The following is a 24330-nucleotide window of genomic DNA, read 5'->3' as shown; positions in this document are numbered from 1 at the left end:
CTGGTTCTTGCTGTCGTACTCCGATCCAACTGTGGGAGCGAGCCTGCTCGCGAAGGCGGACTGTCAGCCAATTAAGATGCTGAATGTGCCGGCGCCTTCGCGAGCAGGCTCGCTCCCACAGGGTTCTATGTGTGCCGTGAGATCTATATCCGCCGAAAATCCAATGTGGGAGCGAGCTTGCTCGCGATAGCGGTCGTTCAGTGACGAAAGTGTCTGACTTGCCACCGTCATCGCGAGCAAGCTCGCTCCCACAGGTACATGGCTCAGGCTTTGGATTGTTGAGCCGTCCAGTGTTTCATCTCTTCAGCAATGAAGTGATTGACGAGGTCGCTGTACATCTTTTCGATGGCATCCGGGCTGAGGTCCTCGGCCTCGGCCCATTGTCGTCTAATTGCCAGCATCGCCTGGAAACGCTCCGGGGCGCGGACCGAGGTCGCCGAAGTTTTGAACTTCGATGCCGCCAATACGTATTGAAAGCGCTTGCCCAAGAGTTTGATGACAGTCTGGTCCAGGGCATCGATTTCGCGGCGGATGTCTTCCATGCCGGTGCATTGCGCGGGGGACAGCTGGTTGTCGACTTCCATGTAGTTAACTCCGTTTGTTGAACTCTGATGTAACTCCCGGTTGGAGGCTCTTTGTGGCGAGGGGATTTATCCCCGCTGGGGTGCGAGGCACCCCATGGATCAGACACCGCAGTGTGCCTGGCAATATGGGGTCGCTGACTTAGGGCTGCTTCGCAGCCCAGCGGGAGCAAGCTCCCTCGCCACGGGTTCTAAGTCAGCCTTCGAGACCGCGTCGTTCAATGACGCCGAACACGTCGGCCACGTCCTGCACGAGGATCCGGGCAACGTTGGTCAGAGTGTTGATATCACTGGTGGAGGAGTCCCGCAGGCTGGAGCAAGCCACCAGCGTCAGGTAATCGAGCGTGGCGTGCAGCCGCTCGCTGACACAGGCGTGGAGTTCGGGCAGTGGCGCGTGAGTGTCGATCAGCAGGACCGGGTAGGTGGTGGCGATCGGGGTGAGGGGGGTGTAGCGGGCAGATGCTTGATTAGCGGTCATAAGGTTACTTCCTTCAAGAAAAAAGAAATGCCACCTTTTCGCTGCGAAACAAACGGGTGGCAGTTGCGCGCGGGTTCGCAGACCGAGGAAGGAAAACCCGGCAGACCCGAAGATCTCCCGCGCGCAACCGCCATAAAATGAACGCGGGCAAGTTTGCCTGAATTTCATTCGACGGTGCATTTCCTTTGCAGTCGGGCTGCGAAACCCAGCCACCAGCCAAAACCAGTGACGACCCAACTATAGAAGTCGATCCCAGCCCTCACAACCGACCTGTAGGACGCACACCGAACCCGTGGCGAGGGAGCTTGCTCCCGCTCGGTGGCGCAGCCGCCGCAAAACCAGGCGATGCGGCGTGCCTGACGAAATGGCGCAGCTGATTTGGGGCCGCTTCGCAGCCCAGCGGGAGCAAGCGCCCTCGCCACGGGTTGTGAATTCCTACATGTTTTTCGGAACACTATCGGTGGAAAACTCATCGCAAATCCCGAAAGAACGCCCGAATATCCTCCGCCAGCAACTCCGGCTGCTCCAACGCAGCAAAGTGACCACCGCGCGGCATCGGCGTCCAGCGCTTGACGTTATAGCCACGCTCCACCCAACTGCGTGGCGGCAGCGGCAGTTCCCTGGGAAACAGCGCGACCCCCAGTGGTGGTTTCACCCGTTCACCGCTATTGAGTTGCAAAGGCCGCCGACTGCCTTCCACATAAGGGCGAAACGACGAGCCGATGCAGTTCGTCAGCCAGTAGAGCGTCACATTGGTGAGCAGCCATTCGCGGTCGATGGGGGCGCTCGGATCGCACCACGACAGAATCTTTTCGCCCATCCAGGCGAGCAATCCCGCAGGTGAGTCGTTCAAGCCCACGGCCAGGCTTTGCGGCTTGGTTCGCTGGATGTGCGCATAGGCGCCTTCGGCTTCGCTGAAGGCCGCGGCGCGTTGCAGGAACGCCGTTTCTTCTTCGCTCAACGGCGGATCGGTTTCGCCCAGGGGCGGGCGGTAGGCGCCGGGGATGTAGTTGAGGTGGATGCCGGTCAGTCGCTCGGGGAAACGCACGCCCAACCAGGTGGATACGGCCGCGCCCACATCGCCGCCCTGGGCTCCGAACCGCTCATAGCCGAGCCCCGTCATCAGCTCGCTCCACAAACCCGCCGCCTCGAAAGGCCCGCAACCCGCCTGTTTGAACGGCGCGGAAAAGGTATAGCCCGGCAAGGATGGCACCACCACATCAAAGGCATCTAACGGATCACCGCCATGGCTGGCCGGATCCGTCAGCAGTTCGATGATGCGCTGCATCTCGATGAACGACCCGGGCCAGCCGTGGGTGAGCACAAGCGGCATCGGATTGGGCCCGACGCCGCGCTGATGGACGAAATGAACCTGCTGCTCGCCGAGCGTGGCGACAAATTGCGGCAGACGATTGAGCGCGGCTTCCTGGGCACGCCAGTCGAAGGTTGTTGACCACTGGCGGAGGAGTTCTCCAAGCACGTCCATGTCCATGCCTTCGCTCCAGCCCTGACCGGCCAGTGGCACCGGCAGCCGAGTGTTTTGCAGGCGATGGCGCAGGTCATCAAGTGCGCTTTCAGGAATGTCGATGGAAAAAGGTCTGGCGAACATTTCTTGCTCCCAAGTGGGTGGCAGCTGCCCGCCCAGTCATGGGCCTAGCGTAGGCGATTTGCCGGATTCACGGCAATTGATCGCGCCTGGCCCAGCGCTCAACCTTCCTTCCTGATACAACTGCCCCGAACGCGTTGAATTTTTACCAAGGCCAGCGAGTCTTTGAGAAGGACATGGCGATGCATCGCAACCAATCGCTGCCGATCATGCTCGCCCCTCGATAACGGCCCCCAGCCAAGGACGCCCAATGACCTTCTTTATTTTCCTCCTCGCCTGCTGCGCTGCGGCAAGCACCGGTGTCATTTTCAAACCGGGCCCGTGGTACGAATCCCTCGTCAAACCCCGCTTCACACCCCCCAACTGGTTGTTTCCCGTGGCCTGGACTGTCATCTACCTGCTGCTTGCCTGGGCCGGATATCGCTTGAGCCTGATCCCGGGGAGCCAATTCGTATTGGCTTTATGGGCGGCGCAGATTGCGCTCAATACTCTGTGGACTCCGGTGTTTTTCGGCGCCCATCAGGTCCTGGCCGGTATGGTGGTGATCACGCTGCTCTGGCTGGTCGTGGCCGTGATGGTGGTGTTGGCGTTGCGCCTGGACGTGATCACCGGGTTGATTCTGTTTCCTTACCTGGCGTGGCTTTGCGTGGCCGCTGCCTTGAATTTCTCGATCCTGCGCAATAACCGCTGATGAGCAGTCGCCCGTTGAATACCGCAAAGCTATGGCCAGCGGACGAAAATGAGCTGGCGCAGGTGCGCAGTTTCAACAGGAAACTGGTGTGGCTGCCACGCTTTCGCATCCGCAATCGTGTCACCCCGCGCCTCATTCAAGCGCTGTTGCGTGCCAGTCAGATCAACGGCGACGGCAAGTTGAACAAGCATGGGCTGGTGGCTGAAAAACGCCGGATAGGCAAGGGCGACGTCGCGGTCCCAGTGCGGATAATCCGGCCGAAAGGAAAAGCCAGAGGCGTCGTGCTGGATTTCCACGGTGGCGGGTGGGTCATCGGCAATGCCCAGATGAATGACCCGTTCAACATCGCCATGGTGCAAGAATGCGGGGTCGCGGTGGTCTCGGTGGATTATCGGCTCGCGGTCAGCACACCGGTGGAAGGCCTGATGGAGGATTGCCTCTCAGCAGCACGTTGGCTGTTGGGCGAGAAGGAGGAATTCGCCGATCTGCCGGTGATCGTTGTGGGTGAATCGGCTGGAGGCCACTTGGCCGTGGCAACGCTGCTGGCGCTCAAGCAATGGCCGGATTTGCTTGGGCGCATACGCGGTGCGGTGCTGTACTACGGCGTCTACGATCTGGCCGGGACCCCCAGCGTCCACGCCGCCGGCGCTGAGACGCTGGTGTTGGACGGGCCCGGTATGGTCGATGCCTTGCGCCTGCTGACGCCGGGCCTGAGCGATGAGGAGCGACGCCAGGCGCCGCTGTCGCCGCTCTATGGTGACTTCACGGGGATGCCAGCGGCGCTGCTGTTCACTGGCGAGTTGGACCCGCTCAGGGACGACACGCTTGGCCTGGCTGAGTTGTGGGGCAAGGCCGCTACGGTTGAAGCGCATCTTCTACCATCCTGCCCCCACGGGTTCATTCATTTCCCGACGGCGATCGCCGAGCACGTGCTCAAGCACAGTCGGGACTGGATCACGGCCCGGCTCAACGCTGCTTCGACCCCCCACCAATCTGCCAGACATACGGCGGCTCCGTCCCGTTGATCTCCCAGTCGCCAATGATGCGTTCCTTGTAGATCAGCGGGTTGTGCGAAGCCGCCGTCCGAGCGTTACGCCAGTGGCGGTCGAGGGCTTTGCTGGTGCTGGTGGCGGAAGCGCCCAGTGCGTTGAACAGGTCGCTGGTGGCGCGCAGTGTCAGGTCGGCGACCGCCACCTGGGCCTGGGCCGATTCCAGTTCGGCGAGGAGGTTAGCGGTGTGTTCCTTCTCGGCGTCCAGGTCGAAGCGACTTTGATAGGCCCGCTGCGAGGCATCGGCGGCGCGCAGGGTGGTGGCTTCGGCGGCGTAGACCTGGGCCGAGGCCCTGCCGATGACTTGCTGGACTTGCACATCCTGGCTCACTTCACTGGCGTTGCCGGTGCTGAACACCCGCGTGCGCTGGCGCACCTGTTCGCTGATGTCGCGAACGGCGGCGCGCCCGGCGCCGGTCTGCACGGCGAGCAATACCAACTGGTAAAACGCGGTCTGATATTTGAAGCGGGTGGAGAAGTCGATGAGGTTTTCGTCTTCTACCACGGCGTTCTCGAAGACTGACGTGCCGCTGCCCGTGGTCCGTTGACCGAAACCATCCCAGTCATCGCTTTGCCTGACGCCCGGTTGATGAACGCTGACGGCGGCGATCACGTCGGCGCCGGTGTCGTCGCGTTGGGCATACAGGTCGATCCAGTCGGCAAAGATGCTGCCGGTGCTGTAGTACTTGGTGCCGTTGACCACCCATTGGTCACCCTGGCGGGAAACCCGGGTGATGACCTGGCCAAGTTTCACCGCGCCGATTTCGGTCCAGGCGTTGCCCACCAGGTCACCGTCGACGAAGCGCTTGAACCAGACATCCTGTGGGCGGGTGGCATGGGCGTTGAGGCGATCCTCGACAAAGGCGAAGTGTCCGCGCAGCGCCTGGGGCAGGTTGGAGTCGGCTTCGGCCAGTTCGATCAGCAGTTGCAACAATTGCGGCAGCGAGGCGCCTGCGCCGCCATATTCGACCGGCACCCTTACGGCGCCGAAGCCCGCTTCCTTTAGCCATTTCACTTGTTCGAAAGGCAGGCTGCGGGTCTGTTCGCGTTCCAGCGCCCCGGCGTGGATACGCGCGAAAATCGGCCGGAAGCGCTCGGCCAGGGCTTCGTAGTGGGTGCCGGTGGAAAGGACATGCGGCAGGTATTGTTGCTGTGCGGTCATGGCGGTGTTCCTTCTGAGGGAAAGAGGGCGGGCAAGGCCAAGGCCTGCCGTTGCCGACAGCCATTGCACGCTCCATGCCGCTGCTCGAAGCCAATGAAAACAAGGGGTTCGCCGGGTTTACCGGCATAAATGCTGTCGTCCCGCGGGCAATCTGTCCGGCGGCTGTTCGGCAGGCAACAGTCCACCTTTTGCGCGGCAGTACGCCGGGTGTTGGCTGTGCAACAGCGATCCAGCAGCTTGCTCGCCGCACGACAGTGGCAAAACTGAGCAGGCGAATTAAGTGACTGAAAATAAAGGGAAAAACCAAGTGGCACGGTTGCTGCTCTAGCCGTTGTACAAAGGCGACGACGCCTATATCTCAACGAGCCGGGAGTACACGCAATGAGCCAGGACACGATCAAGTTTGCCTACTGGGTGCCCAACGTCAGCGGCGGGCTGGTGGTCAGCAAGATCCCGCAGCGCACCGACTGGGGGATCGATTACAACCGCAAGCTGGCGCAAATCGCCGAGGATGCCGGCTTCGACTATGCCCTGACCCAGATCCGTTTTACCGCCGGTTATGGCGCCGAATACCAGCACGAATCGGTGGCGTTCAGTCACGCGTTGCTGGCGGCCACCACGCGCCTGAAAGTCATCGCGGCGGTCTTGCCAGGGCCGTGGACGCCTTCGGTGCTGGGCAAGCAGATCGCAACTATCGACCAGCTCACCGGCGGCCGCGTGGCGATCAACGTGGTGTCCGGCTGGTTCAAGGGCGAATTCACCGCCATCGGCGAGCCCTGGCTGGAGCACGATGAACGCTATCGCCGTTCCGAGGAATTCATCACCACGCTCAAGGGCATTTGGACCACCGACAACTACACCTTCGCCGGTGATTTCTATCGCTTTCGCGACTACACGCTCAAGCCCAAGCCGCTGCAGCAGCATCCGGAAATTTTCCAGGGCGGCAGCTCACGGGCGGCGCGGGACATGGCTGCGCGGGTGTCCGACTGGTACTTCACCAACGGCAACACAGTGGAAGGGGTCAAGGCCCAGGTCGATGACCTGCGGACCAAAGCGGCGGCCAACAACCACACGGTCAAGGTCGGCGTGAACGCCTTCATCATTGCCCGCGATACCGAAGAAGAGGCCCGCGCGGTGCTGGCCCAGATCATCGACCAGGCCGACCCGGAAGCCGTCAACGCTTTTGGCGACGCGGCAAAACAGGCCGGCAAGGCCAGTCCCGAGGGCGAGGGTAACTGGGCCAAGTCCAGCTTCGAAGACCTGGTGCAATACAACGACGGTTTCAAGACCAACCTGATCGGCACACCCCAGCAGATTGCCGAGCGCATCGTCGCCTTGAAAGCCGTGGGAGTGGACCTGGTACTGGCCGCATTCCTGCATTTCCAGGAGGAAGTCGAGTATTTCGGCAAGCGGGTCCTGCCGCTGGTGCGCGAGCTGGAGCAGGGGAAATTGACGGTGAAAACCGCAGCGGTAGCCTAGTAAAGAACCCTGTGGGAGCGAGCCTGCTCGCGAAGACTTTGGTACATTCACCATTTTCACCATTTTCGCCAATTGACGCACCGCTTTCGCGAGCAGGCTCGCTCCCACATATCTCCCACATATCTCAAGTCGACAGATTGACCACCCGACCATCGCGCGTACTCAGCGCCGGGCGCCGTTTGTTGACCACCAGCTCGCCGATCCGGATCAGCAGGCTGCGGGTGACGTTGCGGCTCAGGCCCAGCAGGCTTGCGGTGTGGACCTGGTTACAACTGGCGTAGCGGTAGGCGGTGCGCAGCAGGGCCGCTTCGACTTTTTCATAGACATCGCCGTGCGCTTGCTCAAGCAGTTGCTCGAAGGCCTTTTCCAGCAGTGCCTCGGTGGTTTGCGGCGTGTTGTCCTGGGACGCGTCCTGGCGCTCGATGCGAAAGTTCGAAAGGTGCAGATCCTGCACGCCGATCACCTTGTTGCGGCAGATCAGCAAGGTGTGATGGATGACGTTTTCCAGTTCGCGAATATTGCCCGGCCACGAGTAGTCGAGCAGTTTGCGCTGGGCCTGGGCATCGAGCGTCACCTCGCCATGACCGAGCCTGCGGCTGTACTCGGCGACGAAATGGCGAATCAGCGGCAGGATGTCGCCGGGACGCTCGCGCAAGGGCTTGAGCACCAGGCTGACCACATTCAGTCGGTAATACAGGTCTTCGCGAAAATGCCCGGCGTTGATGGCTTTTTCCAGTTGCACGTTGGTGGCCGCCAGCACCCGCACATTGATTCTGATGGGCTTGCGCGAGCCGAGGCGGACCACTTCGCGCTCTTGTAGAACGCGCAGAAGCTTGACCTGGATCGGCAAGGGCAGGTCACCGATTTCATCGAGGAACAGCGTGCCGCCGTCGGCTTCTTCGAACCACCCGGCCTTGGCGGTCAAGGCGCCGGTGAACGCGCCTTTTTCATGGCCGAACAACTCGGCCTCCACCAGCGTCTCGGAAAACGCCCCGCAGTTCACCGCCACGAACGGTTTGTCGCGTCGAGCACTGAGGTTGTGGACGTGGCGGGCGACCAGCTCCTTGCCAGTACCGGTCTGGCCAATGATCAACACGCTGGCGTCACTGGGCGCGACTTGCTGCAAGTGCGTCAGCAGTGCCTGGGAGCTGGGATCGGCGAACACTTGGGCCGTGGCGCGGATCGAGGTAGCCAGGCCGGGGGAGGGAGGAAGCGTAAGAAGCTGCATGACGGTGGCCCGTTTATGAGAGTGCGGTGATGATTGGGTGAGGACCAACGCTCCTTGGTGGTATCACCGTGCGAAGCCATTGGGCTTAAGGCTTAATCTAAATGATCTAAAAAAAATAAAACAAATAACATAGAGTTATATGCTTAAGGCGATGAGCCGCCTTCGTCGTCGGCCGCAGAGCTTCTACGCAGGACCGGGTTTGGCGAGATCAGGCAAAAAGGCGGCGCTCACAGGTAACTAACTCGGGAGTGTAGGCGGGTAACGTGGCTCAACTTTACTGCAGAGCCCAATTCGCGAGGGACGGATCAGACATCCAGGGTGTGCCGCTTTGAGGAGGAGCGAAACCAGCAGCACCGACGGTCCCTCGACACGCCTCAATGTCGACAAGAGAATAAAAAACCATGACCAGCCCGAGCTTCAAGGATTCGAACGGCCACTTGGCGCAGGGCTTCAAGCCTCGTCACGTCACCATGCTTTCAATCGCCGGGATCATCGGCGCCGGCCTGTTTGTCGGCTCAGGCCATGCGATCGCCGCTGCCGGTCCGGCCGTCATGTTGGCCTATCTTTTTTCCGGTCTGCTGGTGGTGCTCGTCATGCGCATGCTTGGCGAAATGGCGGTAGCCCGGCCAGACACCGGCTCGTTCTCCACCTACGCCGACCAGGCGATCGGGCGCTGGGCAGGCTTCACCATCGGTTGGTTGTACTGGTGGTTCTGGGTGCTGGTGATTCCCATCGAGGCGCTCGCCGCCGGCCATGTACTCAACCAGTGGTTTCCCTCCGTTGATGCCTGGCTGTTTGCCTCGGTGTCGATCATTGCCCTGGCCGTGACCAATCTGTTCAGCGTGTCCAAATACGGCGAGTTCGAGTTCTGGTTCGCCATGGCCAAGGTGATCGCGATCATCGGTTTCATCTCCCTGGGATTCGCCGTGCTGATGGGCTGGATTCCCGAGCGCGAAGCCAGCGGCTTGAGTCGCTTGATGGAGGAGCATGGCGGGTTCGCGCCCAATGGCTTGTCCGCCGTGGTCGGGGCCTTCATCACCATCATGTTCAGTTTCATTGGCACGGAGGCGGTAACGATTGCCGCCGCCGAATCCAGCAACCCGGCACAGAACATCGCCAAGGCCACGCGCTCGGTGATCTGGCGCATCGGCGTGTTTTATCTGCTGTCGATCTTCGTGGTGATTTCCGTGGTGCCCTGGAACGATCCGCTCCTGGCCTCGGTGGGCTCCTACCAGCGGGCACTGGAGTTGATGAACATTCCCCACGCCAAATTCATGGTGGACGTGGTGGTATTGATTGCCGTAGCCAGTTGCATGAACTCCTCTATCTACATTGCTTCACGCATGCTCTATTCCCTCGGCCGGCGTGGTGATGCGCCGAGGGCGGTGGAAGTGACTTCGTCCGCTGGCGTGCCCCGGGCAGCGGTGATAGCCAGTACGGTACTGGGCTTGGGCATCACCGTGTTCAGCTACTTCATGCCGGCCGGGTTGTTCCAGTTCCTGCTCGCCAGCTCCGGCGCCATCGCCTTGCTGGTGTACCTGGCGATCGCCGTGTCCCAGTTGCGCATGCGTCGCAAGCTGCTTCGCCAGGGCGTCGAGCTGGGCTTTCGCATGTGGCTGTTTCCCTGGCTCACCTGGGCGGTGATCGTGTTCATCTGCGCGGCCCTGGCGGTGATGATGGTGACTCCCGAGCACCGCAGCGAAGTGAGCACCACCCTAGGCCTGGCCTTGGTCATTTCCTTTGTCGGCCTGGTGACTTCGCGGCAATCGCCGCAGCCTGAAGAGGCGGTTTCCCTCGGCTAGCCTTTATAAACCTGTGGGAGCGAGCTTGCTCGCGATTACGGTGTGTCAGCCAACATTGATTTGTCTGACCTACAGCAATCGCGAGCAAGCTCGCTCCCACAAGAGAACCGATTCCAAGTTCCCCTCTGTCTTCAACTCCGCCTCCAAAATCCCTCGCTCCCTCCAGCAACTAACCCTTGCTTACGTTGTCAGTACTTGGCGCCCGTAGCGCCGACGTTCGCCACCGATGGCGACAATGTCAGCTACATGGCGCTTTTTTTCTGACGCCTCAAGGCAAATAGCTCGCAATGGATTGCGCCGGGACCGTTTATTCCTTTTGCGGGTTGATTCTCTATGGGTTTTTTTCTTGATCCTCGGCATGACATCGACGCCGCTTTGTTGAGTTATCGCCGGGTATTCTGGTCCCTGGCCCTCTTCAGCGGCGTGATCAATCTGCTGGTGCTGGTGCCATCGCTGTACATGATGCAGGTCTACGATCGGGTCCTCACCAGTCGCAACGAAACGACGCTGTTCATGCTCACCTTGATCGCTCTCGGGCTGTTCATGTTCAGTGCGTTGATCGAGTGGGTGCGTGGCGAAGTGATGATCCGCATGAGCGCCGGGCTGGACGATGCCTTGGGCGAGCGGATTTTCGATGCAGCGTTCGCCCGCAGCCTGCGCGAGCACAACGCCAACCCGGCGCAGGTGCTGAGTGACCTGGCCACCTTGCGCCAACTGATTACCGGCCAGGGCCTGATCGCCTTGCTCGATGCACCGTGGTTGCCGATTTTCCTGCTGGTGGCGTTCATCATCCACCCCTGGTTCGGCGTGCTGACCCTGATCCTCGCAGCGTTGCTGGTCGGCCTGGCACTGTGGGGCGAGCTGGCGACCCGCACGCGCCTGGGGGAGGCCAATCGGCTGGGCGTGCAATCGTCGATCTACGTCAACAGCACCCTGCAGAATGCCGAGGTCATCCAGGCCCTGGGCATGCTCGGGCCGCTGCGCCAGCGCTGGAGCCTGCTGCAGCAACGGATCATCGCGGCGCAGGCGCATGCCAGTGATCGCGGTGCGCGTATCACCTCGGCGACCCGTTTCGTTCGGATTTCCGGCCAGTCCCTGGCCTTGGGGCTGGGGGCGCTGCTGGTACTCGAAGGGCAATTGTCGGCGGGCATGATGATTGCCATGTCGTTGTTGCTGGGGCGCGCCCTGGCGCCGGTGGAAATTGCCATTGGTTCGTGGAAACAATTCAACGCCGGTCGCCAGAGTTACCAGCGTCTGAGCCAGCTGCTCGCGCAACATCCTCGCGATCGCCTGCGTATGCCATTGCCACCGCCAACGGGCGCGGTGCGCCTGGAGCAACTCTACGTGGGGCCACCCGGTGCGACGCAGCCGCTCCTGCGCGGCATCAATTTCAGCCTGGACAAGGGCGAGGTACTGGCGGTGGTCGGGCCCAGCGCCAGCGGCAAATCGACCCTGGCTCGGGCATTGGTTGGCGTGTGGCCGGCCATGGGTGGCTCGGTGCGGCTGGACGATGCCGAGATCAGCCAGTGGTCCCATGACGCCTTGGGCCCGTACCTCGGTTATCTGCCCCAGGACATCGAACTGTTCGATGGCAGTGTCGCCGACAATATCGCCCGTTTCGGCGAGCAGGACGCCGACAAGATCATCGCCGCCAGTCGTCACGCGGGCATTCACGAAATGATCCTGCGATTCCCCAAGGGCTACGACACGCCGCTGGGTCCCGGCGGGCTTGGCCTGTCCGGCGGACAGAAGCAACGCCTGGGCCTGGCCCGTGCGCTTTATGGCAGCCCTTCGCTGATCGTCCTCGACGAGCCCAACTCGAACCTCGACGAAGTCGGCGAGCTGGCGCTGGTGCAGGCCATTGGCGTGCTCAAGGCCGCCGGCAGCACGGTGGTGTTGATCACTCACCGGCCCAACGTGTTAGCGGTGGTTGATCACATCCTGGTGCTGAAGGACGGTACCCAGCAGGCGTTTGGCCCGCGCGACCGGGTGCTCAAGGCGCTGATGCCAGGCCCGAGGCCGACGGCCGTGCGGGAGGCGGGTAAAGATGCGTGATTTGAAACCGGCGACTCCGGCCCACGGCGACCACGGCTTGAGCGTGCTCAGCAGCAACACGCTACCCAGCGCCAGTACCGATGCCGGCGGCGCGGCGCGCTACGGCGTGGTCTTTCTGGCCCTGACCTTGGGCGGTTTCCTGCTTTGGGCGTGCCTGGCGCCGCTCGACCAGGGTGTGGTCGGCAGCGGCACCGTGGTGGTGGCGGGCGAGCGCAAGGCTGTGCAATCGCTGGTGGGCGGGGTCGTGGAAAAGCTGCTGGTCAGCGACGGCGACCGCGTCAGCCAGGGCCAATTGCTGGTGCAGCTCAACACGGTGCAGGCGCAAGCGCAGTTGGACGTGACCCTGGGCAAGCTGCTCAATGACCGCAGCATCGAGGCGCGCTTGATGGCCGAGCGCCTCGGCGCCGAGGAAATCCAGTGGCCGGCGCAATTGCTGGAGCGGGCCGAGGAGCCGCGCGTCAAGGCGGCCATGGCGCTGCAGAAGCAACTGTTCCTGACACGCCGTGCCGAACTGGGCAGCCGCCTGCAGATCATCGAACATGAAGTCGGCGCCTTGCAGCAACAGTTGCAGGGCTATGAAGGGGTCAAGCGCAACTACGACGCGCAGATGCGATTTCAGCAGCAAGAGCTTGAAGGTTTGCGCGAATTGGCCCGGGAAGGCTACGTGCCGCGCAACAAACTCTTCGAGGCCGAGCGCAACGCGGCGCAACTGGCCGGGCAGATCGCTTCCGGCATTGGCGATGTCGGCCGCACGCGCCAGGCAATCAACGAAAGCCGGCTCAAGGCCTTGCAGGCGCAGCAGGAATTCCGGCGCGATGCCGAAACCCAACTCAGCGAGGTTTCGGCCGAGGCCGCCGGTTATGCCGATCAGATCCGCGCCTTGCAGTTTGAAGTGGATAACGGGGCGATCCGCGCGCCGGTGGCGGGGCAGGTCATGGACGTGTCGATCCATACGGTCGGCGGGGTCGCCCAGGCTGGGCAGACGCTGATGCAGGTGGTGCCGCTGGATGCGCCGATGGCGATCACCGCGCGTTTTGATCCGCTGATGGCCAACAAGCTCAGCCCGGGGCTGCCGGTGCACGTGCATTTTACTGCGTTGCAACGGGTGGACACGCCGACGGTGACCGGCACGATCACCACCGTGTCGGCGGACCAGTTGATCGACCAGCAGACCCACCAGCCGTACTTCTCCGCCAAGGTCGAGATTCCCGCCGACACGGTCGTTTCGCTGCAGGGCGCCGGGCTGCTGGTGCGCCCCGGCATGCTTGCCGATGTCACCGTGGTGACCGGCGAGCGGACCTTGATGAACTACCTGATGAAACCTTTGCGCGAACGCTTGCTGGCGGCCTTCAAAGAGGAATGAGCATGACCGACCGTTGCCGTTATGGCGTCCGTGTGCTGTTGAGCCTGTGCACCAGTTGGGCGGTGATCGGCCCCGTCTGGGCGGCGGAGGGCGGGCTGAGCCTGATCGCCGCCTACGATGCCTCGCGCCTCAACGACCCGACCTTGCAGGCAGCGACCCACGCCTACGATGCGTCGCGGCAGGAGGAGGCGATCGGCCGTGGCGGTCTTTATCCGCAAGTGTCGCTGTCGTCGCGTTATGGCTATGGCGGGCGTACCGATGGCGGCGACGACAGCAGTTACGTCAACAGCAACGATTACCAGGCGAACAGTGTGACCCTGGCGGCGCAGCAGGCGCTGTATGACAAGGGGCGTTGGGCGGCTTATCAGGAAGGCAAGGCGCGGGGGGCGCTGGGTAGCCAGCAATTCGACGTGGCCGGCCAGACCCTGTTTGATCGGGTCGCCAAGGGCTATTTCGACGTGGCCCGGGCCGAGAACGAACTCAAGCTGATCGCCCAGCAGAAAACCGCTATCAGTGGCTTGGTCCTCCAGAGTAAAAAGCTCTATGAGGGCGGCCAGGGGGCGATCACCGATATCGACGAGGCCCAGGCCCGGCTCGATCTGGTCGAGGCTCAGGAAACCGAAGCCCAGGCCCGCCGCGTGGCTGCGCTGCGAGCACTGTCGGGGCGGGCCAGCGTGCCGATCGACGACATCCAGGCGATGCGCGAAGAACTCCCCGCCGGCAGCCCGATCCCGCCGGAGCAGGATCTGCCGTATTGGACAACCATTGCCCGTGAGGCCAGTCCGGAGCTGGCGGCGCGGTTGGCGGCGGTAAAAGTCGCCGAGGCCCAGGCCGACAGCCAGCGCGCCGGGCATTATCCGACGTTGTCGCTCACCACTCAGTTGACCCGTCGGGAAACCCGCCAGTACCAGGAGCTCGACCCGCGCCAGGACACTTACTACGTCGGGGTGCAGCTGGATATCCCGTTGTATCGCGGCGGCGCGGTGCGTGCATCGGTGGCCAAGGCCGAGGCCCAGCTGGCCGGGGCCCAGTCCGATTACGATGTGCAGCGTCAGGAACTGGCCGAGGCTATCGAAACCGACTACCTGGGCGTGGTGGCGGGCTTCGCCAAGAGCAAGGCGATGCTACGGGCGGTGGAATCCAACCAGCGGGCGCTGACGTCGACCGAGAAGGGTTTCCAGGGCGGCGTACGCTCGACGGTCGACATCCTTGATGCTCAGCAACGCCTGTTCCAGGCACGCCGCGACCTGCTCGATACCAAGCTGGACATGCTCGAAAGTTATGTAAGCCTGCACACCCACACCGGCCAGATGAACCGCGCGGTGCTGGAACAGGTGCAAAGCCTGTTCTAAGGAACCGGCCGAGCCGCATCGCTTCTGTGGCGAGGGAGCTTGCTCCCGCTGGGGTGCGAAGCGCCCCCAAAGCCAATCACCGCGCTGTGTCAGGCTGGACCCCATCAACCTTTTTGGGGCTGCTGCGCACCCCAGCGGGAGCAAGCTCCCTCGCCACAGATGTATTGGCAAGCACCGTGTGGGAGCGAGCCTGCTCGCGATGACGGCAGTTCATTCAACGCCGTTCAGCCTGGCACACCGCTTTCGCGAGCAGGCTCGCTCCCACAAGGGGCACTGCCCTGGGGCCCAATGCTTCCTGCCCACAAGGATTTGCTTCATCAATCCTGTTGTGGCGAGGGAGCTTGCTCCCGCTGGGGTGCGAAGCGCCCCCAAAGCCAATCACCGCGCTGTGTCAGGCTGGACCCCATCAACCTTTTTGGGGCTGCTGCGCACCCCAGCGGGAGCAAGCTCCCTCGCCACAGATGTATTGGCAAGCACCGTGTGGGAGCGAGCCTGCTCGCGATGACGGCAGTACATTCAATGTCGTTCAGCCTGGCACACCGCTTTCGCGAGCAGGCTCGCTCCCACAAGGGGCACTGCCCGGGGGCCCAATGCCTCCTGCCCATAGGATTTGCTTCATCAGTGCTGTTGTGGCGAGGGAGCTTGCTCCCGCTGGGCTGCGCAGCAGCCCCCTCGTTCGCTCAGGCGGTGAAGTCGCTGGCGTGCAGCTCCTTGACGCCCACCAGTTCGAACTCGAACTCGGCGGTGGCGTCGGCATTGATGCTGCCGTAGAGGATGCCATCGACAAAACGCAGCTGGCCGGTGGCGTTGCTGGCGTCGAAGGCGTTGCTGCCGATGAAGGTGAAGGCATCGATGCTGGCGGTCAGCGGGTTGGCGTCCAGGCCGGTGAAGTCCAGTTTATCCAGCTCAGCCGTCTTGAAGCCGTTGATCACATCCCGCGCGGCGCCGACGCCCATGTCCGACAGCGCAGTAAACGCGTAGGTATCCGCGCCAGTGCCGCCGGTGAGGTTGTCGGTGCCGGCGCCGCCGATCAGCCGGTCATCGCCCGAGCCGCCCACCAGTGTGTCATTGCCGGCGCCGCCGTTGAGGATGTTCCCGACACTGTTGCCTGACAGCGTATCCGCGTAGGCACTGCCCGTCAGGTTCTCGATAAACTTCAGCGTGTCGAGCCCGGAACCCACGGTGTTCTGTTGCGCGGACGTCGACAGGTTCACGGTCACCCCGGCCAGGGCCCGGTCGTAGGAGGCAGTGTCGTTGCCATCGCGTCCATCCAGGATGTTGTCGCCCGTACCTGCAAACAGCGTGTTGTTCAGCGCATTACCGATCCCGTTGGCGGCCCCGGCGCTGTCGATGTACAGATTCTCCACGTTGTTGCCCAGCGTGTAGGTAGCGAGGCTGCTGTGGACGCCGTCGATGCCGCCGGACACCGGGTTGCTGCTGGTCTCGATCACGGTATCGCTGGCGTTGTCGACGTAGTAGGTGTCGTTGCCGTCGCCGCCGCTCATGCTGTCCGCTCCCACTGCACCATCGAGCACGTTGTTGGCGGCATTACCGGTGATGAAGTTGCGCCGTTCGTTACCGGTGCCGTCGATGTCCGACACGCCGGTCAGCACCAGGTTTTCCAGGTTGGCGCCCAGGGTCCAACTGACCGAGGCCTGTACCGTATCGATCTGCGAAGTCGAGGTGTTGGTTTCCACCACGCTGTCGAACGCGTTGTCGACGACGTAGATGTCGTTACCATCGCCGCCGGTCAACGAGTCGGCACCCAGGTCACCGTCCAGTATGTCGTTGCCGGCGCTGCCTACCAGGGTGTCGGCCTGGTCGGTGCCGGAAATCTTCCCGCCCTCATTCTGCGCGCCGTCGAAAATATCCTGCACGCTGTTGTTGTCGTTGGGGTTGCCCTGGAAGCCAAGGTCATTGGCGATGTAGTCCGCCAGGCGCTGGCCGACGATTTCCGCTGACTCCTCGTGCAGGTGCCAGACATCGTCGGGATACACCAACGGATCGACTTCATAACGCAAGGGCAGGTCGTTGTAGTCCACCGCCAGTTTCACATCGGCGCGCTCGGCGGCGATGGCTTCCTGGACGGCGCGGACGTAGCCCACACCCTCGACGATGGAAGCAATCTTTTCCTCCGAGTAACCACGGGCGCGCGCGGCGTCCTGCTCGTAGTGACCGGTCTCCATCAGGTACACGTTGAAATTGCCGAGTTGGGCGTGCAGGTAATCGAAGACTTTCAGCGTCGACGCCTTGTAGGCCGCCGCAGCCGCTGCCTTGTCGGTGGAGCGGGCGATTTCCTGGGCGGCTTCCTCGCCCTGGCCCCAGATGATCCCCATGGTCACGTTGTCGATGGCCTTGAGTTCCGTGAGCTGGTCGCGCAACAACGTCACGGCGCGCAGCAATGCCGGCCCGGGTTGGTTGGTGTCGGTCAGCCACCAGCACAACTTCAGCTCCTCGGCGCCGAGGGTCGACAAGCCGTTAACCGTGCTGCCACCCACTGCGATGTCAATGCCGTTGCCGTCGGCGTCGCTGAACTGGCTGCGCACGTCATAGGTGGTGTACTTGTTCAGGTCATTGACCAGCATCGAAGTGCCGGACTGATCGTCATCCTCGCTCATGCGCAGCAGGCGTGCGTTGGATTGGCCGAGCGTCGGCAGATATAGGATGTCCTGCTGGGCGCGTTCGCCGAAAACGAAATCACTGGCGGTCAGGGTGTTGAGGTAGTTGCCGTTCAGGGCGATCTCGAAACGGTTGCCATTGGCATCTGCCTGGCTGGACTTGACATAGGTCTTGTCGCCTGCCGCATTCAACGTCATGTAGAGCGTGCCGTTGCTACCGTCGCCGAGGCCGAGGAAACCCAGCCCGGAGACGTCGATCTTATCGACGCCGACGGTGAAGTCATAAATCGTGTCCGTGGCCGTGACGCCACCGGTATCGTAGTCCCGGTAGCTGTCGGACAGGTTGCTGTAGCGGAACGTGTCAGCGCCGTCGCCGCCATACAGCGAGTCCCTTCCGGCGCCACCGTCGATGATGTCGGCACCGGTCCCAGCCTTGATGGTGTCGTTGCCACCCAGGCCGAGGATCAGGTCGGCGCCTGCCGTACCGTTGAGGCTTTCGGCATTGGCCGTGCCGGTGATGGTGTTGGCGGGCGCATCGGCGACCACCAGGGCAAAGCTGTCGCTGACCGATGCGCCGGACGGATCGGTGGCCTTGACCAGCACGTCGTAGTTGCCGGATGCAGTGCTGGTAGGCGTGCCGCTGAAAGTCAGCGTGCTGGCGTTGAAGCTCAGCCATGAGGGCAGGGCGCTGCCATTGGCCAGGGTCGCGGTGTAGGTCAGCACGTCCTGGTTGGCGTCGCTGAAGCTGTTGTTGGCCACCGTGTAGCTGAACGGCGTGCTTTCGCTGGCGTTCTGGTCGAGCAGCGGAGTGACCACCACCGGCGCCACGTTGGTCGGGGTGTTCTGGTCGGCAAAGACAAAGTGATTGGCGGTCAGGCTGCTGACGAAATTTCCCGCCAGGGAGATTTCAAAGCGGTTGCCGTTGGCATCGACCGTGAGGTCCTTCAGGTACGTGCGGTTGGTTGACGAGCTGTAACTGACTTGCAGCGTCCCGTTGAGCCCGTTGCCCAGGCCGGTGTAGCCCAGCGCCGCGACATCGATCTTGTCGGCGGCCACGTCGAAATCGAGGATCTGGTCACTGGCGCTGGTGGAACCGGTGCGGTAGCTGTCGAGCTTGGAGGTGTAGCGAAACACATCGGCGCCCGTGCCGCCGGTGAGTTTGTCCACGCCCGTGCCGCCCACCAGAATGTCGTTGCCCGCTGCCCCATTGAGGGTGTCGTTGCCCGCGCCGCCGAAAATCTGTTCGTTGGCGACGGTGCCGGTCAGCGTGTCGTTGTTCGGCGTGCCGTTGATTACCACCGAGCCGGGCACGTCCTGCACCGCCAGGGTAAAGCTGTCACTGACGGTCGCGTTGCTGCCGTCGGTCGCGGTGACCTGGATCGAGTAGGTGCCCGATGCCGTGTCGGGTGGCGTGCCGCTGAAGGTGCGCGTGGCGGCGTCGAACGTCAGCCAGCTGGGCAGGGCGCTGCCATCGGCCAGCTTGGCGGTGTAGCTGAGGCTGTCATTGTCCGGATCGGTGAAACTGGTGGCCGGCACCACGTAGCTGAAGGGCGTCTTTTCACTGGCGTTCTGGTCCAGCAATGGCGTGGCCAGCACCGGTGCCTGGTTGGTCGGCGATGTCGTGGCGAAGACGAAGTTGGCGCTGGTCAGGGTGTTGAGGTAATTGCCGTCCAGTGCCACTTCGAAGCGGTTGCCGTTGGCATCGGCCTCCAGGGATTTGATGTAGGTCTTGGTGCCGGCGCTGTTGAGCACCAGGTAGACGGTATTGTTCTTGCCGTCGCCCAGGCCGGTGAAACCCATGGCGGAAAGGTCGATCTTGTCGGCAGCGATGTTGAAGTCGGTGATCAAATCGCCCAGGTTGGCGCCACCGGTGTTGTAGTTGCGGTAGCTGTCCAGCCGGTTGGCGAACACGAAGGTGTCCGCCCCGGCGCCGCCCGTGAGGGTGTCCATGCCGGCGCCACCGTCGAGCTTGTCGTCGCCCGCGCCACCGCTGAGGCTGTCGTTGCCGGCCAGGCCGAGCAAGGTATCGGCGGCGTCGCTGCCCAACAATGAGTCGCTGCCGGTGGTGCCGGTGATGACCCGATTGAAGATGAAGTTGCCCGCCGTCAGGGTGCTCGCCAGGTTGCCCGAGAGAATCAGTTCGAAGCGATTGCCGCTGGCATCGGCGTCGTAGTCCTTGATATAGGTGCGGTCGCTGCTGGCGTTGTAACTGACTTGCAGGGTGCCGCCGCGACCGTTACCCAGGCCGGTGAAGCCGAGGCCAGCAAGATCGATCTTGTCCTGTGTCACGTCGAAGTCGGTGATGGTGTCGTCGAAGCTTGCCGTTGCATTGCGATAGCTGTCGGACTGGCTGGTGAAGCGGAACGTATCGGCGCCCGTGCCACCGGTGAGTTTGTCGACGCCCGCACCGCCCACCAGGATATCGCTTCCGGCCGCGCCATTGATGGTGTCGTTGCCGGCCGCGCCGTAGAAAATTTCGCTGGCGGCGGTGCCCGTAAGGATGTCGTTGCCCGCCGTGCCTTGCACGGTGGTCATCGGCACGGTGGCGCTGACATAGCTGCCATCGCCATAGACCAGCGTGGCGCCCTTGCTGGTGTGGCTGATGGTGTTGGCGATGATCGCGTTGCGATCGGTGCCGTCTTCGTTGCGCTCGGCGACGCCGTAGGTAGACAGGTTGCTGCCACTGATGACGTTGCCCTGGATCAGGTTGTCGCTGCCGTTGAAGTACTTGCCGGACACACCGAGGGTGTCGTCGTAGGACTGGATGATGATTTCCGGCACCGCGCCGCCCAACGAGTTGTTGTTGAGGGTGTTGTCGATGACCTCGACATGGTTGCTGCCGTAGATGCGGATCCCGGCGCTGGCGTTGTCATGGATATCGACGCCGGTGACGGTCACGTCGCTGGACAGCTTGACCAGCACGCCTTCGGCGCCGTTGCCATAGACCTCGCCACCGGTGATGGTGATGTTGCTGGGAGAGGGAATATCTTCGCTGCCGCGCTGCACCACGATGCCGTTGCCGCCGTTGTTGTAGGCGACGTTGTTGGTCAGGGTGAAATCGTGGGTGCTGGTGACGACGTTGAAACCGTGGCGGTCGTTGTCGTAGGCGATATTGTTTTCGAAGGTGCTGTCGCTGAGGAAGTCGGCGACGAAGCCATCCAGGCCGTTGCCGTGGGACACGCTGTTCTTGATGACCATGTTGACGGTCTGCTCATGCGGGTCGAAGCCGTACCCGGAGCAGTCCTTGATCTCGACGCTGTCGAGGGTGACGTTGGAGTCGTAGCCTTCCTCGCCGGGAATATAACCGTTGAACCAGCCATCCACCTTGCCGGTGGTGGCGTCGCGGTTACCGTCGATGGTGAGGTTGCTGACGCCGAAGTCGTGGGTTTCCTCGCCATAGGCCGAGCGGATGATGCCGGTGATCTTGGTGTCCGATCCGTCGGCCAGCTTGACCGTGGTGTCGCCCATGCCGTCGCCGTACAGGTAGACGTTGCTTTTGAGCATCAGGCAGCCATCGGAGGGTTCCTCGCCTCCCGAAACGATGTAGGTGCCGGTGGGCATGTACACCTGGCCACCGCCTGCGGCCGCTGCCGCATCGATCGCGCTTTGAATGGCCGCCGTGTCGTCGGTGACGCCATCTCCTTTGGCGCCAAAATCTTGTACGTTGAAAATCATGGACTTATCTCCGTATCAGGCTAAAAACCTAAGTGACTGCCAATATTCCATCGGCGACCACCGTGTTATGACCCAGCGGAGCGAAAAAGTTGTGACCGCATATCGGCGAAGTGTCAAAAAACTGATAAACGGTTGTGGGGATTGTCGATGTGTAACGTTTCATTGACGCTTTTTGGTGCGAACGATGTTCCCTGTGGGAGCGAGCCTGCTCGCGAAAACAGGCCCTTCGATGCAAGCTGACACACCGCTTTCGCGAGCAGGCTCGCTCCCACAGGGTGAATGCGGCTGAGGCGCTAGCTGCGCCATGTGAAGAGTGCTTTCGTGGCGAGGGAGCTTGCTCCCGCTCGGTGGCGCAGCCGCCGCAAACCAGGCGCTGCGGTGTGCCTGGCGAAATGAAGTGATTGCCTGTGGGGCTGCTTTGCAGCCCAGCGGGAGCAAGCTCCCTCGCCACGGTTCATCGTGCGGGTTGCAGAGCTCTTTTCAGGAACGGTGCGGTACGGCTTTCGTCACAGTCTGCAACGACCTCTGGCGCACCGCACACCACCACGTTCCCGCCCTGTGTCCCGGCTCCCGGGCCGATGTCGATGACCCAGTCGCTCTGCGCCACCACGCGCATGTCGTGTTCCACCACAACCACCGTATGGCCTTCGTCCACCAGGCGATTCAACTGCGCCAGCAGGCGATCCACGTCCTGGGGGTGCAGACCGTTGGTAGGCTCATCCAATACATAAAGGGTCGCGCCCCGAGCCTTGCGTTGCAGCTCGGTGGCCAGTTTGATCCGCTGCGCCTCGCCGCCGGACAGCTCGGTGGCCGGTTGGCCAAGGCGCAGATAACCCAGGCCGATGTCTTGCAAGACTTGCAACGAGCGCCTGGCCGACGCTTGTTCGGCGAACACTTCTAGAGCCTGGTTCACCGTCAGTTGCAGCACTTGGGAAATGTCCAGCCCCTGCCAGGTCACGTCCAGGGTCTGCGGGTTGTAGCGGGCCCCATGACAGGTCGGGCAGGGCGCATACACGCTGGGCATGAACAGCAGCTCGACGCTGACGAAGCCTTCGCCTTCACAGGTTTCACAACGACCCTTGGCGACGTTGAAGGAAAACCGTCCGGCATCGAATCCCAGCGCCTGCGCCTGTTCGGTGGCGGCGAAGAGTTTGCGTACGTGATCGAACAGCCCCGTGTAGGTGGCGAGGTTGGAGCGCGGCGTGCGGCCGATGGGTTTCTGGTCGACCTGGACCAGTCGTTTGATTGCGTCGAGCCCGGCGGTGACGTGGCCGCCACTGGTTTGCACCGGTTCGTCTTCCAGGCTCTGCTCCTCGGCTTCCCCGTTGGGGCTGGCCTGACCCAGATGGGCACCGACCAGGTCCAGCAGGGCCTGGCTGACCAGGCTGGACTTGCCCGACCCGGAAATGCCGGTCACCGCCGTGAAGCAACCGAGTGGAAACGCTGCGCTCAGGTTGTCGAGGTTGTTGCGGGTGATGCCTTCCAGGCGCAGCCAATCCTCGGGTTCGCGGGGGATGCGCGCGGTGCCGCGGTCTTCGCCGAACAGGTAGGCGCGGGTCCGGGACTCGGGCACTTGACCGAGGCCATCGGGTGGTCCGCTGTAGAGGACCTTGCCGCCTTGCTCACCGGCGTCCGGGCCGACGTCGATCAGCCAGTCGGCGCGACGCATGGTGTCGAGGTCGTGTTCGACCACGAACACGGAATTGCCTGCGGCCTTCAGGCGTTGCAAGGCGCCGAACAGCGCCTCGCTGTCGGCCGGGTGCAGGCCGGCGGAAGGTTCGTCCAGGACATAGATGACGCCGAACAGCTGGGAATTGAGCTGGGTGGCCAGGCGCAGGCGCTGCAATTCCCCGGAGGACAGCGTCGGCGTGCTGCGCTCCAGGGCCAGGTAGCCAAGGCCCAGGTCGATCAGCGTGACGATCCGCTCCAACAATTCGGCGGCGATGCGTTGGGCCGCCAGGCGCTTTTCCAGGGACAGGTTCGGCGTGTGGCGCGCATCCGGCCCGCCGGCGTGCGGGTTGTCGCCGCGGGCGGCGCGTTGCTCGCGGGCCTCTCGGGTCTGGCTGTGGGTGAGCACATCGCCCGGCTCTTCGGGTTGCTCCAGATAGTCGGGGGCCGCGACGGTCTTGAGCACTTCGGCCAGTTCCAGCAGCGTCAGGTTGGACAACTGCGCTATGTCCAGGCCCGCGAAGGTGACGGTCAATGCCTGACGCTTGAGGCGCTTGCCTTCGCACATCGGGCAGGGGCTGGCGCGCATGTATTGCGCCACGCGCTTGCGCATCTGCGCGCTTTGCGAATGCATGAAGGTGTGCAACAGATAGCGTCGGGCCCCGCTGAAGGTGCCTTGATAGCTGGGTTCGAGCTTGCGCTTGAGCGCTTCGCGGGTCTGGGCTGGGGTCAGCCCTGCATATACCGGGACGGTGGGGGTCTCTTCGGTAAACAGAATCCAGTCGCGCTGCTTTTTCGGCAGGTCGCGCCAGGGAACGTCGACGTCATAACCCAGGGTCACCAGGATGTCGCGAAGGTTCTGGCCTTGCCAGGCCATGGGCCAGGCCGCCACGGCGCGTTCGCGGATGGTCAGTGATGGGTCCGGCACCATGGACGCCTCGGTCACCTCATGGACCCGCCCCAGCCCGTGGCACTCCGGGCAGGCGCCCTGCGGGGTGTTGGGCGAGAAGTCCTCGGCGTACAGCATCGGCTGGTCCGCCGGGTAGCTGCCGGCGCGGGAGTAGAGCATGCGGATCAGGCTCGACAGCGTGGTGACGCTGCCCACCGAGGAACGTGCGCTGGGCGTGCCGCGTTGCTGTTGCAAGGCAACCGCCGGCGGCAAGCCCTCGATGCTGTCCACGTCCGGCACGCCCACCTGGTCGATCAAACGCCGCGCGTACGGCGCGACCGACTCGAAATAGCGGCGCTGGGCTTCGGCATAAACCGTGGAGAAGGCCAGCGATGACTTGCCGGAACCCGACACGCCGGTGAACACCACCAGGGCATCGCGGGGGATGTCCACGTCGACGTTCTTGAGGTTGTGTTCGCGGGCGCCACGCACCCGGACGAAACCGGTTCCCGCGGGCAAGGCAGCAGCTGAAGCGGGGGCGGAGCGTGGCGGCATCGGGTATTCCTTGAGTATGTCGTGGTGCGCTTCGGGGCGTTGTGGTGTGGCGAGTGGGAGTGAGCCTGCTTGCGAAAAG

General features: G+C 62.7%; 14 protein-coding genes. 7 read left to right on the top strand and 7 right to left on the bottom strand.

Features of this window, described 5'->3' with window-relative positions:
- Window positions 1-263: 263 nt before the first annotated feature.
- From J3P94_RS15230 to J3P94_RS15220, 3 genes are all read right to left on the bottom strand, one after another.
- Window positions 264-584, bottom strand: a complete 321-nt coding sequence (locus J3P94_RS15230) for an isochorismate lyase (RefSeq protein ID WP_434568624.1) — start codon at window positions 582-584, stop codon at window positions 264-266.
- A gap of 193 nt (window positions 585-777) precedes the next feature.
- Window positions 778-1059 carry a fructose-bisphosphate aldolase gene (locus J3P94_RS15225; RefSeq protein WP_434568623.1) on the bottom strand — a complete coding sequence of 94 codons (282 nt, stop codon included), beginning with the start codon at window positions 1057-1059 and terminating at the stop codon, window positions 778-780.
- Between the two features lie 469 nt (window positions 1060-1528).
- Complete coding sequence (locus J3P94_RS15220) at window positions 1529-2668, bottom strand: epoxide hydrolase family protein (protein ID WP_434568622.1); 1140 nt, start codon at window positions 2666-2668, stop codon at window positions 1529-1531.
- A 247-nt stretch (window positions 2669-2915) separates the two neighbouring features.
- Here J3P94_RS15220 and tspO point away from each other — a divergent pair, with 247 nt between their 5' ends.
- On the top strand, window positions 2916-3356 hold the full coding sequence (gene tspO / locus J3P94_RS15215) for a tryptophan-rich sensory protein TspO (RefSeq protein ID WP_434568621.1): 441 nt from the start codon (window positions 2916-2918) through the stop codon (window positions 3354-3356).
- Window positions 3356-4381 carry an alpha/beta hydrolase gene (locus J3P94_RS15210; RefSeq protein WP_434568620.1) on the top strand — a complete coding sequence of 342 codons (1026 nt, stop codon included), beginning with the start codon at window positions 3356-3358 and terminating at the stop codon, window positions 4379-4381. Before tspO ends, J3P94_RS15210 begins: the two co-directional genes overlap by 1 nt.
- Here J3P94_RS15210 and J3P94_RS15205 read toward each other — a convergent pair.
- Window positions 4323-5567, bottom strand: coding sequence for an acyl-CoA dehydrogenase family protein (locus J3P94_RS15205; RefSeq protein ID WP_434568619.1), 1245 nt, complete (start codon window positions 5565-5567; stop codon window positions 4323-4325). The two genes, J3P94_RS15210 and J3P94_RS15205, sit on opposite strands and share 59 nt — an antisense overlap.
- A 381-nt stretch (window positions 5568-5948) precedes the next feature.
- Here J3P94_RS15205 and sfnG point away from each other — a divergent pair, with 381 nt between their 5' ends.
- Window positions 5949-7046 (top strand): dimethylsulfone monooxygenase SfnG, encoded by a 1098-nt coding sequence (gene sfnG, locus J3P94_RS15200; protein ID WP_434568618.1) that lies wholly within the window; start codon window positions 5949-5951, stop codon window positions 7044-7046.
- A 124-nt stretch (window positions 7047-7170) separates the two neighbouring features.
- Here sfnG and J3P94_RS15195 read toward each other — a convergent pair whose 3' ends face one another.
- Window positions 7171-8274: a sigma-54 interaction domain-containing protein gene (locus J3P94_RS15195; RefSeq protein ID WP_434568617.1), complete on the bottom strand. Its 1104-nt coding sequence runs from the start codon at window positions 8272-8274 to the stop codon at window positions 7171-7173.
- A 401-nt stretch (window positions 8275-8675) separates the two neighbouring features.
- On the opposite strand from J3P94_RS15195, the gene gabP reads away from it, so the two are divergent.
- From gabP to J3P94_RS15175, 4 genes are all read left to right on the top strand, one after another.
- Entirely contained in the window at window positions 8676-10076 is a 1401-nt protein-coding gene (gene gabP / locus J3P94_RS15190) for a GABA permease (protein ID WP_434568616.1), read from the top strand.
- Window positions 10077-10409: 333 nt separating this feature from the next.
- Window positions 10410-12131, top strand: a complete 1722-nt coding sequence (locus tag J3P94_RS15185) for a type I secretion system permease/ATPase (RefSeq protein ID WP_434568615.1) — start codon at window positions 10410-10412, stop codon at window positions 12129-12131.
- Window positions 12124-13494: an HlyD family type I secretion periplasmic adaptor subunit gene (locus J3P94_RS15180; RefSeq protein ID WP_434568614.1), complete on the top strand. Its 1371-nt coding sequence runs from the start codon at window positions 12124-12126 to the stop codon at window positions 13492-13494. Before J3P94_RS15185 ends, J3P94_RS15180 begins: the two co-directional genes overlap by 8 nt.
- A gap of 2 nt (window positions 13495-13496) precedes the next feature.
- Complete coding sequence (locus tag J3P94_RS15175; protein WP_434568613.1) at window positions 13497-14846, top strand: TolC family outer membrane protein; 1350 nt, start codon at window positions 13497-13499, stop codon at window positions 14844-14846.
- Window positions 14847-15526: 680 nt separating this feature from the next.
- Here the strand turns inward: J3P94_RS15175 and J3P94_RS15170 are convergent.
- On the bottom strand, window positions 15527-21139 hold the full coding sequence (locus J3P94_RS15170; RefSeq protein ID WP_434568612.1) for a putative Ig domain-containing protein: 5613 nt from the start codon (window positions 21137-21139) through the stop codon (window positions 15527-15529).
- 454 nt (window positions 21140-21593) lie between these two features.
- Window positions 21594-24251: an excinuclease ABC subunit A gene (locus J3P94_RS15165; RefSeq protein WP_434568611.1), complete on the bottom strand. Its 2658-nt coding sequence runs from the start codon at window positions 24249-24251 to the stop codon at window positions 21594-21596.
- Window positions 24252-24330 lie beyond the last annotated feature (79 nt).

It is taken from the genome of Pseudomonas sp. Z3-8, from assembly GCF_051131975.1.
Lineage (GTDB): Bacteria > Pseudomonadota > Gammaproteobacteria > Pseudomonadales > Pseudomonadaceae > Aquipseudomonas.
The sequence above is the reverse complement of the archived record's forward strand: the minus strand, read 5'-3'. Positions and strand labels throughout refer to the sequence as shown.

Excerpts from the sequence above, each read along its gene's own strand:
- J3P94_RS15230 (WP_434568624.1), bottom strand. The coding sequence starts at position 584 with ATGGAAGTCGACAACCAGCTGTCCCCCGCGCAATGCACCGGCATGGAA.
- J3P94_RS15225 (WP_434568623.1), bottom strand. The coding sequence starts at position 1,059 with ATGACCGCTAATCAAGCATCTGCCCGCTACACCCCCCTCACCCCGATC.
- J3P94_RS15220 (WP_434568622.1), bottom strand. The coding sequence starts at position 2,668 with ATGTTCGCCAGACCTTTTTCCATCGACATTCCTGAAAGCGCACTTGAT.
- tspO (WP_434568621.1), top strand. The coding sequence starts at position 2,916 with ATGACCTTCTTTATTTTCCTCCTCGCCTGCTGCGCTGCGGCAAGCACC.
- J3P94_RS15210 (WP_434568620.1), top strand. The coding sequence starts at position 3,356 with ATGAGCAGTCGCCCGTTGAATACCGCAAAGCTATGGCCAGCGGACGAA.
- J3P94_RS15205 (WP_434568619.1), bottom strand. The coding sequence starts at position 5,567 with ATGACCGCACAGCAACAATACCTGCCGCATGTCCTTTCCACCGGCACC.
- sfnG (WP_434568618.1), top strand. The coding sequence starts at position 5,949 with ATGAGCCAGGACACGATCAAGTTTGCCTACTGGGTGCCCAACGTCAGC.
- J3P94_RS15195 (WP_434568617.1), bottom strand. The coding sequence starts at position 8,274 with ATGCAGCTTCTTACGCTTCCTCCCTCCCCCGGCCTGGCTACCTCGATC.
- gabP (WP_434568616.1), top strand. The coding sequence starts at position 8,676 with ATGACCAGCCCGAGCTTCAAGGATTCGAACGGCCACTTGGCGCAGGGC.
- J3P94_RS15185 (WP_434568615.1), top strand. The coding sequence starts at position 10,410 with ATGGGTTTTTTTCTTGATCCTCGGCATGACATCGACGCCGCTTTGTTG.
- J3P94_RS15180 (WP_434568614.1), top strand. The coding sequence starts at position 12,124 with ATGCGTGATTTGAAACCGGCGACTCCGGCCCACGGCGACCACGGCTTG.
- J3P94_RS15175 (WP_434568613.1), top strand. The coding sequence starts at position 13,497 with ATGACCGACCGTTGCCGTTATGGCGTCCGTGTGCTGTTGAGCCTGTGC.
- J3P94_RS15170 (WP_434568612.1), bottom strand. The coding sequence starts at position 21,139 with ATGATTTTCAACGTACAAGATTTTGGCGCCAAAGGAGATGGCGTCACC.
- J3P94_RS15165 (WP_434568611.1), bottom strand. The coding sequence starts at position 24,251 with ATGCCGCCACGCTCCGCCCCCGCTTCAGCTGCTGCCTTGCCCGCGGGA.